We start from the raw sequence: 10,671 nt of genomic DNA on the forward strand, positions 1-10,671 counted from the left end.
ACAGCCTCAGGCCGAAAGCCTCTCGACCATAGTCTCCACGCCGAAAAGGAACATCCCCGAGCCGCCGATGAGGATATGCGAGACGGTCGCCGCCATCAGCGAGTTCGTCCGGGCGAAGATCCAGCCCCACAAGATGCCGGGCAGGAACGCGGCGAGCGCGAAGGCGAGACTGATATGCGCGTGAGCCGCCGCAAACACGAGGTTTGATGCCAGGATCGACGCCCAGCGGCGCTTCAATTCGCTGCCATGAAGGAAGGCGTAGAGCGGCGCCTGAATGCCGGAGCGCGCCACGAACTCCTGCATCGGGGTCAGCAACAGATAGACCGCGAGCGCGACCCAGTACCACGCCGAATTCGTCCCAAGGTGCCCTTCCATCTGGACGTCAGCGCCGTCGATCAGCGACACGTCCGCAAAGCTTTGGGTGGTATGGATCAGCACCCACTTCACCGCGAGGAAGAACAGGATGAACAGCAGCGACATGCGTAGCGAGTAAGCTAATGCAGGACGCCAGTTGCGCAGTTGGAGCCCGAAGAAGCTCAAAGGAAAACCGCTTGTCGCGATGATTGGGATGAAGGACAGGCTGAACAGCAGGATGATCAGCGGAGAAAGCGCGAAATTCGCGTGCGCCACACTCTTGAAGGCGGGCAGAAAGCTGAGCGTCAGCGTGTAGAACGACAGAAGACACAAGGTGGTGACGACGATGTGTCCGACGCCGTTGCGGTAGGCGGAGAATTCGTTTTCGAGCTGAAGGGTGTTCACGCGCAAGGTCACCGAGTCGTCGGCGTGCCGGGCGATGCGATGGCGAAGCTTGCTTGTTACGATCTCCCTGAGCCGCCTTGTGGTGCGTCGGCGGGCCGAACCGCTGAGGTCGAGCACCGCGACCGTCGCCTCAACCGTCGCCGTGAACGTCAACGCGCTCGGCTTTCCGTCAACAAAAGACAGTTCGCCGAAGATGTCGCCGCGGCGCATCAGGCCGATCTCGTAGGATGTCGGCAGCCCTTCGATGGGCGAAAGCCCGAGTTTCGTGGCCGCCACCTGCCCTTCGATGACGATGAAGATTTTTCCGGGGTTTCTTTGCCCCTCGGACAGGATTTCGCGTCCGGTCTTGAAGCGCTTATACTTGATATGCGGGAGGATGATCCTGATCTGCTGCCGCGTAAGGCTGGAAAACAGAGGGTTTCTGGGAATCTCGATAGAGTTGTTTCTTACCCTCGCGTGAAGGCGAGGCAGAGCCGGGGCGGCCAGAGTGTTTGCCAATTCAACCATATGTTCCAAAAACCGTTCTTCAGGTCCAGCTTATCGTTTTTCTCCAGTGTATGCTCTTCAAAACCACGTAATGATAAAACGATCCCGATGCGCATGCCTGTTATGCTTTCGTATGCTACCAAGAGTAGCTGAATCGGAAGCGCTTCGCGTTTCACATTTCATTACAATTGGACACGTTGACGCTGCGGCCAAGATGGAGCAGCGCGCACAAAAAAGGCCGGGAATGCCCGGCCTTTCGCTCAGTTCTTGTTGCCGACGCTACCGGCGCAGATCCGGCGGCACCGCCTCCGTCGCGATCCGCGCGATTGCCTCGTCGAGCGACAGCGTCTCCTGCGCCTGACTGCCGAGCCTGCGCACCGAAACGGTCCGCTCCTCCGCCTCGCGCTTGCCGACGACGAACATCACCGGCACCTTCGCGAGGCTGTGCTCACGCACCTTGTAGTTGATCTTCTCGTTGCGAAGATCGGTCTCGGCACGGACGCCCGCCGCAACCAACGCCGCCTCGACCTCGCCCGCATAGGCATCGGCGTCGGAAACGATGGTCGCCACCATCGTCTGCACCGGCGAGAGCCACAGCGGCAGGTGCCCGGCGTAGTTCTCGATCAGGATGCCGATGAAGCGCTCCAGACTGCCGAACAGCGCGCGGTGGATCATCACCGGCGTATGCTTCGCGCCGTCCTCGCCGATGTAAAACGCGCCGAGCCGCACCGGCAGGTTGAAGTCGAGCTGGATCGTGCCGCACTGCCATTCGCGGCCGATGGCGTCGCGCAGCGTATATTCGAGCTTCGGCCCATAGAACGCGCCTTCGCCGGGGTTGAGCGTATAAGGCTCGCCCGCGGCTTCCACGGCGGCTTTCAGCGCCGCTTCGGCCTTGTCCCACACCTCATCGGAGCCGACGCGCTTCTCGGGCCGCGTCGATAGCTTGATGACGACGTCCTCGAAGCCGAAGTCGCGATAGATCGACAGCAGGAGGCTGTTCAGATGCACGCATTCTTCCGTGATCTGCTCCGGCGTGCAGAAGATGTGCGCGTCGTCCTGCGTGAAGTGGCGCACGCGCATGATGCCGTGGAGCGCGCCCGACGGCTCGTAGCGGTGCACCTTGCCGAACTCCGCGATGCGCAGCGGCAGGTCGCGATAGCTCTTCAGCCCGTTCTTGAAGATCTGGATGTGGCCGGGGCAGTTCATCGGCTTGCAGCAGAACACGCGCTCGTCGGGCGTCTCGGTGACGAACATGTTCTCGCCGAACTTTTCCCAGTGGCCGGATTGCTCCCAGAGCTTCCGTTCCATCATGTCGGGCGAGTTCACCTCGACATGGCCGCTCGCATGCTGGCGGCGACGCATGAACGCGATGAGCGCCTGGAACACCGTCCAGCCCTTCGGGTGCCAGAACACCGAACCCGGCGCTTCCTCCTGAAGGTGGAACAGATCCATCTCGCGTCCGAGGCGGCGATGATCGCGCTTCTCGGCTTCCTCAAGCATGGTGAGATAAGACTTGAGCTGCTCGTCGCTCGCCCATGCGGTGCCGTAGATGCGCTGGAGCTGCTCGCGGTTCGAGTCGCCGCGCCAATAGCTGCCGGCGAGGCGCATCAGCTTGAACGCCTTGCCGACCTTGCCGGTGGAGGGCAGATGCGGGCCGCGGCACAGGTCGAGCCAATCGCCCTGGCGGTAGATCTTGAGATCCTGCCCCTCGGGGATGGCGTCGATCAGTTCGACCTTGAAGCCCTCGCCTTCCGCCGCGAAGAAGTCCTGCGCCTTGGCACGCGACCACACTTCCTTCACGAAGGGCTTATCGGCCGCGATGATCTCGCGCATCTTCTCCTCGATCTTGGCGAGGTCGTCGGGCGTGAAGCTCTCGGCGCGGTAAAAATCGTAATAGAAGCCGTTCTCGATGACGGGGCCGATGGTGACCTGCGTGCCGGGGAAAAGCTCCTGCACGGCCTCGGCCATCACATGGGCGGCGTCGTGGCGGATGAGTTCCAGCGCTTCGGGGTCGTCGCGGGTCACGATCCTGACGCGCGCGTCGGTCGCGATCGGGTCAGCGAGGTCCGCGAGCTGCCCGTCGAGGACGACCGCGACGGCCTTTTTCGCCAGCGATTTCGAGATGGATGCGGCAAGTTCCGCGCCTGTGATGGCGGCGTCGAATGAACGTGCGGAACCGTCTGGGAAAGTCAGTGTAATCATGGTGTGCCTCTCACTCCCGCCTACTTGCGCGGGTAAGATATTGGGATGGCACCGTATTGGCGTTTGCGTCGCCCGATGTCAAGACCGCGGGGGTTGGGGGCGGCAGGGCTGGGACAAGACTTGCAAGGCGCGGCAAAATCGCAACTTATGACAATTCGCTCCGGTTGCGCTGCCATTGCAAAGCCGGGCACAATCGCCTTCCCCTTTAAATTCCGCGCGACCGGACCGAGCTAAGGCGCTATAACCTGCGGCAGAACGCGCAGGGACAGGAATTCCTTGACACAGACACATATCGCGATACGCGGCGCGCGCGAGCATAACCTCAAGAACGTCTCGCTCGACATTCCGCGCGAAAAGCTCGTGGTCATCACGGGCCTGTCCGGCTCCGGCAAATCGAGCCTCGCCTTCGACACGATCTATGCCGAGGGCCAGCGTCGCTATGTCGAAAGCCTGTCGGCTTATGCGCGGCAGTTTCTGGAGATGATGCAGAAGCCGGACGTCGATCTCATCGACGGCCTGTCGCCCGCCATCTCCATCGAGCAGAAGACGACGAGCCGCAACCCGCGCTCCACCGTCGGCACCGTCACCGAAATCTACGACTACATGCGTCTGCTGTGGGCGCGCGTCGGTGTGCCCTATTCGCCCGCGACCGGGCTTCCCATCGAGAGCCAGACCGTCAGCCAGATGGTGGATCGCGTGCTCGAATTGCCCGAGGGCACGCGGCTTTACCTGCTCGCGCCGATGATCCGCGGCCGCAAGGGCGAATACCGGAAGGAACTCGCCGACCTCCAGAAGCGCGGCTTTCAGCGCGTGAAGATCGACGGCACGTTCTACGAAATCCCGGACGCGCCGGCGCTCGACAAGAAATTCAAGCACGACATCGACGTTGTCGTGGATCGTATCGTGGTGCGCGGCGATATCGGCACGCGGCTTGCGGACAGCTTCGAGACAGCGCTGGAACTCGCGGACGGCATCGCCATCGTGGAATTCGCCGACGCGCCCAAGGCCGAGCCGGATGCGGGCGGCAAGAAGAAAAAGTCCGCGCCGAAGCCCGACGAGCCGCGCCGCATCACCTTCTCGCAGCGCTTCGCCTGCCCCGTCTCGGGCTTCACCATCGACGAGATCGAGCCGCGCCTGTTCTCGTTCAACAACCCGTTCGGCGCCTGCCCGAAATGCGACGGCCTCGGCACGGAGCTTAAGTTCGAGCCGCAACTCGTCGTGCCCGATCAGTCGCTCAGCTTGCGCAAGGGCGCAATCGTCCCGTGGGCGCGCACGGGCAACACCTCGCCCTATTACACGCAGACGCTCGACGCCATCGCCGCGCACTTCAACGTGTCCATGGATACGCCGTGGAGCAAGCTGCCGAAAAAGGTGCAGGACACGATCCTGTTTGGCTCGGGCGGCGAGGTGATCGCGTTCATTTATGACGACGGCATGCGCACCTACACAACGCGCAAGGCTTTCGAGGGCGTCGTCACGAATATCGAGCGGCGCTGGAAGGAAACGGACAGCCAGTGGGTGCGCGAGGAGCTTTCGCGCTATCAGTCGAACCAGCCCTGCGAGGAATGCAACGGCTTCCGCCTGAAGCCGCAGGCACTCGCGGTGAAGATCGACGGGCTCCATATCGGCGAGGCGTCGCGCCTGTCGATCAAGGCGGCGAACGACTGGTTCGCGACGCTGTCGGGCAAGCTGACCGCGAAGCAGAACGAAATCGCGACGCGCATTCTGAAGGAAATCCGCGAGCGCCTACGCTTCCTGAACGACGTCGGCCTCGATTATCTCGCGCTGTCGCGCAACTCGGGTACGCTGTCCGGCGGCGAAAGCCAGCGCATCCGCCTCGCCTCGCAGATCGGGTCGGGGCTGACGGGCGTGCTCTATGTGCTCGACGAGCCGTCCATCGGCCTCCACCAGCGCGACAACGCGCGCCTGCTCGACACGCTGAAGCATCTGCGCGACCTCGGCAATTCGGTGATCGTGGTCGAGCATGACGAGGACGCGATCCTCACCGCCGACCATGTGGTCGACATCGGCCCCGGTGCGGGCGTCCATGGCGGGCGCGTGATCGCGGAAGGCACGCCCGCCGACATCAAGGCGCACCCAGAGAGCCTCACCGGGCAATATCTCACCGGCAAGCGCGAGGTGCCGCTGCCGACGGCGCGCCGCAAGATCGACAAGCGCCGCATGCTGACCGTGCGGGGCGCGCGCGGCAACAATCTGAAGGACGTCACGGCGTCGATCCCGCTCGGCTGCTTCACGGCGGTGACGGGCGTTTCGGGCGGCGGCAAGTCCACGCTCCTCATCGAGACGATCCAGAAAGCAGCGTCGCGGCGGCTCAACGGCGGCGGCGAGACGCCCGAACCGTTCGACGCGCTCGACGGCATCGAGTTTCTCGACAAGGTCATCGACATCGACCAGTCGCCCATCGGCCGCACGCCGCGCTCGAACCCGGCCACCTACACGGGCGCGTTCGGCCCGATCCGCGACTGGTTCGCGGGGCTGCCCGAATCGAAGGCGCGCGGCTATCTGCCGGGGCGCTTTTCGTTCAACGTGAAGGGCGGGCGCTGCGAGGCGTGCCAGGGCGACGGCGTCATCAAGATCGAGATGCACTTCCTGCCGGACGTCTATGTGACGTGCGACGTCTGCAAAGGCCACCGCTACAATCGCGAGACGCTCGACATCAAGTTCAAGGGCAAGTCCATCGCCAACGTGCTCGACATGACGGTGGACGAGGCGGCCGAGTTCTTCAAGGCAGTGCCCTCCGTGCGCGACAAGATGGAGACGCTGCAACGCGTCGGCCTCGGCTACATCAAGGTGGGCCAGCAGGCGACGACGCTGTCGGGCGGCGAGGCGCAGCGTGTGAAGCTGTCAAAGGAGCTGTCGCGGCGCGCCACCGGCAAGACGCTGTACATCCTCGACGAGCCGACCACGGGGTTGCATTTCCACGACGTGGCGAAGCTGCTCGAAGTGCTGCACCAGCTAGTGGACGCGGGCAACACGGTGGCTGTGATCGAGCACAATCTCGAAGTGATCAAGACCGCCGACTGGGTGATCGACCTCGGCCCCGAGGGCGGCGACGGCGGCGGCCGCATCGTGGCGGAGGGCCGCCCGGAGGACATCGCGGAGGCGGGGGGCAGCTATACCGGGCAGTTCTTGAAGGAGCTGCTCAAGCGCCGCCCCGCCGCGAAGGGCAAGGCGAAGGTGGCGCGGGCTGCTGAGTGATCATTTAGCTTTTCAAGCTTGAAGTGCTCGTCCGTAGGACTGCATTAGGGAGTGACAAGAACCATCGTGACTCATGATCGCATCTGCAGATATATTAAAGGTTGATTGAATTTTTGAAATAATATATTTTCGATCTCCTTCGGAGGAGCCGAGCGCTGTGAAGAAAATGCGCCTATCTCGCATAACCAATTCATTTATTTCTAAAAGCTCGATATTTTGTTTATGGAAGTGAAATCCGAGAAAAACAATTATATCTGCCTTACTTAGAGTATTTCTAATACGAATTTTATCACTAGCGTATTTTATTTGCTCAGAGAACGTTTTAATCCCAGAGGATATCTCAATGAGCTTCTTCCCATTAGCTTCACCGCCAAAATGCAGGTTATTCCCTGATTCAGCAAGCTTTCCGATGTGGCCATACGGATATATCACCGTGAGCTCGTCAACCAACTCAAGCGCCCTAGCGCTATCAATGTTATAGTATTCCTGTATCGCCTTGCAGAGATATTGCTGTATACATCGGTCATAATTATAATTAATAAAAGAAACTCCGTGAAAAATTTTTCGCAGATTATCTGACGAAACGTCGGCGCATAGCATTCTAAAAATATCCAAAAACCAAGTTTCTTCCATCTTATTAGCTAGTTCAGTTCCACTTGAGCAATATATCTGAGAATGCCTTTCAGCCTCTAATATGCATTTACAGATGGCCATTTTTCCGAACAATTTTACCATTTCATTGGATTCATGGGCTGATAGCAAATTGTCGATGGAGGCAGCGTGTGGTGCGCCTCTTCTGATTATCTCAAACGCCTTGCTATATGGAGACAGGTCTTTTCTCCAGTCACCCACGGCTTCCACATGTTCCGTGATCGCCTCCCGAATCGCGCGATCCGCAATCGGCCGTCCAAAGGAATCGATTTCGAGGTGCAGGCAGGAAGCGACTTGGGTCTTTAGGTCTTTACCAAGGGGCATACCTGCCTCGTGACTTTGAACCGGCCCCCAGAATGAAAACAATATTTGATTGGAACATGAATCACCTCTGCTCGCTGGAAGAGGTCAGATTTTTATTGTCCTGTTAAGTGACCCGGCATTCGCTCCACAAGAAATTTTCGAGGCCGCTCCACATTGGCGGGTGAGGCGTGCGCTCGGCTGCGATCGTACCCGCAACCGCTTGACAACCATCCGCACCCCGCCAAAATCATCGCCATGAGCCACAACGACATCATCGCCACGCTTTCCGCGCAAAGAACGCTGTTGCAGGCGCGCGGCGTGCAGCATCTCGCGCTGTTCGGCTCTTATGTGCGCGGCGATGTGGGAGAACAGAGCGACCTCGACGTGCTGATCGATATCGACCCCGCGCGCGAGCGGTTTTCGCTCGTCGATCTGGCTGGGATCGCCAATCTGTTAACGGACATCACCGGGATCGAAACAACGCCCGTCGAGCGAAAGATGGTCAATCGCGACCTCCATTTCGCGCGACGCGTCGCCGACGACATTGTCGAGGTATTCTAATGGCGCGAGCGTCCGTCGGAGATCGGCTTCGTCACGTTTCACGCTCCATCGCGGCAATCGAGGGCTACTGGAGCGGCAAAAGCCTTCAGGATTTCGAAGCAAGCGAGCCGCTCCGTGCGGCAACCGAGCGCCATCTGCTCATCATTTCCGAAGCCGTCCGGCATATCCCGCAAGAGGATAAAGACCGGTACCCGCACATTCCGTGGCGCGATATTGCTGGCATCGGCAACATCCTGCGACACGGCTATGACGCCGTCGACCCCGCTCGGATCTGGGCAGTTGTCGTGGCCGATTTGCAGCCGCTGAAAGCGGCGGTTGAAGACATTGCAAGCCGCCCCGAATAAGCGTGCTTACGCCGTCACCGGCTCCGCCCTCCCCCGCCGCGCGGTCGCCACAAACGTCACCCCCAGCGCGATCATCGGCAGCGAATACACCACGCCCTCCGAGAAAAACGCCGTCGTGAAGAATTGGCCGTAGTCCCACTCCTTGAAATACTCGGCGAAGATGCGGAAAACGCCATAAGCGGAGAGGAAGACGCCCGTCACGAGCCCCGGCGCGCGCAGCGCGAGGCGGCTGTGCGTTAAGTAACGTAGCAGGACAAACATCACCAGGCCCTCAAGCGCGGCCTCGTAAAGCTGCACCGGGTGGCGCGGCCCGGCGGCATCGCCCGCCAGCAGCACGCGCGCGGGAAACTCCACCGCCCACGGAACATCGCTGAGCCGCCCGTAAATCTCGCCGTTGATGAAATTCGCCAGCCGCCCGAAGAACAGCCCGAACGGCACCGCCGCCGCCGACAGGTCCATCAGCGAGCGCACGGGGATGCGGTTCAGCCGCGCGAAAATCCAGATCGCCACGCCGACGCCGAGGAGCCCGCCGTGGAAAGCCATGCCGCCTTCCCAGATGCGGAAGAAGCGCAAGGGATCGTGAAGGAGCATCGACGGCTCGTACATCAGGAAAAAGCCGATCCGCCCGCCGATCACCGTGCCGAGCGTCGCCCAGAAGAGGAAGTCGTCGGCCTGATGCGGCGTCACCGGCGAAGCGCCGCCCCAGAGCCGAGGCTCCGCGCAAAGCCGTCGCATATAAAGCCAGCCGAGCAGCAGCCCGGCCATATAGGCAAGGCCATACCAGCGCACGCCGAGCGGCCCGATATGAACCGCCACGGGGTCGTTGAACGGGAATGCAATCGCCATCAGGTCCATCGCCAGCCTCCGCGCGCGCTTCGCTGGCTCCGCTTTAGCAGGTGACGGGGCGAGCGCCAACCGGCGGTTGATGCGGCGAAGGCGGGCGTTCCGGGATGGACGGCCGAGCGATACCCTCGCGCAAGGTCCATCGTTCAGAAGGGTTGGGCCAATTCTGCTGCGCCAAGAAAAGCGAGTTTTCGCGGCCTTGGTCGCGCTTCGTTACCCGCGCGCTATTTGGACTATATTAAAAGTATTATCGTTCTAAATTAAATATTTACCATTGAAGACAGCCCTCGCCCCAGACTATACTCCGGCAAGATTCAGGCGGAGGAGGACCGGATGTTGGACGACGGCATCCCGGCCCGTGGCGAGCGGCTTCGGGGCGGCGCACTCAGGGAAGCCATGCTTCGGCTGAGGGAAGAGGAAAAGCTTCGCGCGCGCGATGCCGCCACGCGTCTCGGCGTCAGCGAGGCGGAATTCGTGGCGGCGAAGGTCGGTCACGAGGCCATCCGTCTCAAGCCCGATTTCCCGGAGATCCTGCGCGCGCTGTCTGGCGTGGGCGAGGTTCTGGCGCTGACACGCAACGAGCACTGCGTCCACGAGAAGCAAGGCACGTTCGAAACCGTCGTCATCGAAGGCGAAACGGCCAGCGTGCGCGATGGCGGCGGGCTGGAGTTGCGGCTGTTTCTGAACCGCTGGCATCATGCCTACAAACTCACCGACGAGGGCGAGATGGGCATGATCATGACCAGCCTTCAGTTTTTCGATGCCGACGGCACGGCGGTGCACAAGGTCTATCTCACCGAAAACAGCGACCGCGTCGCCTTCGATGCCATCGTCGGGCGCTTCATGCATGCCGACCAGTCGAACGAACTGAATGTAACGGCGGACGAGCGCGCCCCCGATACGACGCCCCCCGCCGAGGGTACCCGCGTAGCGCCGGGCGCGCTGCGCGTGGCTCTCGAAAAGGCGGCGGAAACGGGCGCGCCGATCAGCGTCGTTGTCGGCAATCCCGGCGCAATCCAGATCCACACCGGGCCGATCTCGAAGGTCATGGCGACCGGCCCCTGGTACAACATCCTCGATCCGCGCTTCAACATGCACCTGCACGAAGCCGGGGTCGACACGGCGTGGTTAGTGCGCGAGCCCTCCGCCGATGGCGTCGTCACCTCGCTTGAACTTTTCGACGCCACGGGCCGCCGCATCGTGCAGATTGCTGGCGAGCGTAGCCCCGGCACGCCTCAATCCCCGACGTGGCGCGCGATCGTGGACAGCCTCTCCCTTTCTCATGCAGCGTAAAGAGGTTCGA

At 61.3% G+C, this 10,671-nt stretch carries 8 protein-coding genes; 4 read left to right on the forward strand and 4 right to left on the reverse strand.

What is annotated here, in order from left to right; all coding sequences use genetic code 11:
• Window positions 1-6 precede the first annotated feature (6 nt).
• Window positions 7-1,266: a CPBP family glutamic-type intramembrane protease gene (locus RVAN_RS05115; RefSeq protein WP_013418696.1), complete on the reverse strand. Its 1,260-nt coding sequence runs from the start codon at window positions 1,264-1,266 to the stop codon at window positions 7-9.
• Window positions 1,267-1,524: 258 nt separating this feature from the next.
• The gene (thrS, locus tag RVAN_RS05120; RefSeq protein ID WP_013418697.1) at window positions 1,525-3,447 is read right to left on the reverse strand and encodes a threonine--tRNA ligase; all 1,923 of its coding nucleotides are present in this window, start codon (window positions 3,445-3,447) and stop codon (window positions 1,525-1,527) included.
• A 276-nt stretch (window positions 3,448-3,723) separates the two neighbouring features.
• On the opposite strand from thrS, the gene uvrA reads away from it, so the two are divergent.
• Window positions 3,724-6,666: an excinuclease ABC subunit UvrA gene (gene uvrA, locus RVAN_RS05125; protein ID WP_013418698.1), complete on the forward strand. Its 2,943-nt coding sequence runs from the start codon at window positions 3,724-3,726 to the stop codon at window positions 6,664-6,666.
• 12 nt (window positions 6,667-6,678) lie between these two features.
• On the opposite strand, the gene RVAN_RS05130 is transcribed toward uvrA, so the two are convergent.
• Window positions 6,679-7,641: a hypothetical protein gene (locus RVAN_RS05130; protein WP_013418699.1), complete on the reverse strand. Its 963-nt coding sequence runs from the start codon at window positions 7,639-7,641 to the stop codon at window positions 6,679-6,681.
• A 234-nt stretch (window positions 7,642-7,875) separates the two neighbouring features.
• Here RVAN_RS05130 and RVAN_RS05135 point away from each other — a divergent pair, with 234 nt between their 5' ends.
• Together RVAN_RS05135 and RVAN_RS05140 are read left to right on the forward strand one after the other, a co-directional pair.
• The gene (locus RVAN_RS05135) at window positions 7,876-8,181 is read left to right on the forward strand and encodes a nucleotidyltransferase family protein (protein WP_041788338.1); all 306 of its coding nucleotides are present in this window, start codon (window positions 7,876-7,878) and stop codon (window positions 8,179-8,181) included.
• A complete protein-coding gene (locus tag RVAN_RS05140) occupies window positions 8,181-8,525 on the forward strand; it encodes a HepT-like ribonuclease domain-containing protein (RefSeq protein WP_013418701.1) in 345 nt (114 codons plus the stop codon). Before RVAN_RS05135 ends, RVAN_RS05140 begins: the two co-directional genes overlap by 1 nt.
• A 6-nt stretch (window positions 8,526-8,531) precedes the next feature.
• Here RVAN_RS05140 and lgt read toward each other — a convergent pair whose 3' ends face one another.
• Window positions 8,532-9,380 carry a prolipoprotein diacylglyceryl transferase gene (lgt, locus tag RVAN_RS05145; protein WP_013418702.1) on the reverse strand — a complete coding sequence of 283 codons (849 nt, stop codon included), beginning with the start codon at window positions 9,378-9,380 and terminating at the stop codon, window positions 8,532-8,534.
• A 321-nt stretch (window positions 9,381-9,701) separates the two neighbouring features.
• Here lgt and RVAN_RS05150 point away from each other — a divergent pair, with 321 nt between their 5' ends.
• Window positions 9,702-10,661 carry a hemin-degrading factor gene (locus RVAN_RS05150; protein ID WP_013418703.1) on the forward strand — a complete coding sequence of 320 codons (960 nt, stop codon included), beginning with the start codon at window positions 9,702-9,704 and terminating at the stop codon, window positions 10,659-10,661.
• The last annotated feature ends 10 nt before the right edge of the window (window positions 10,662-10,671 follow it).

This window comes from Rhodomicrobium vannielii ATCC 17100 (assembly GCF_000166055.1).
GTDB lineage: Bacteria > Pseudomonadota > Alphaproteobacteria > Rhizobiales > Rhodomicrobiaceae > Rhodomicrobium > Rhodomicrobium vannielii.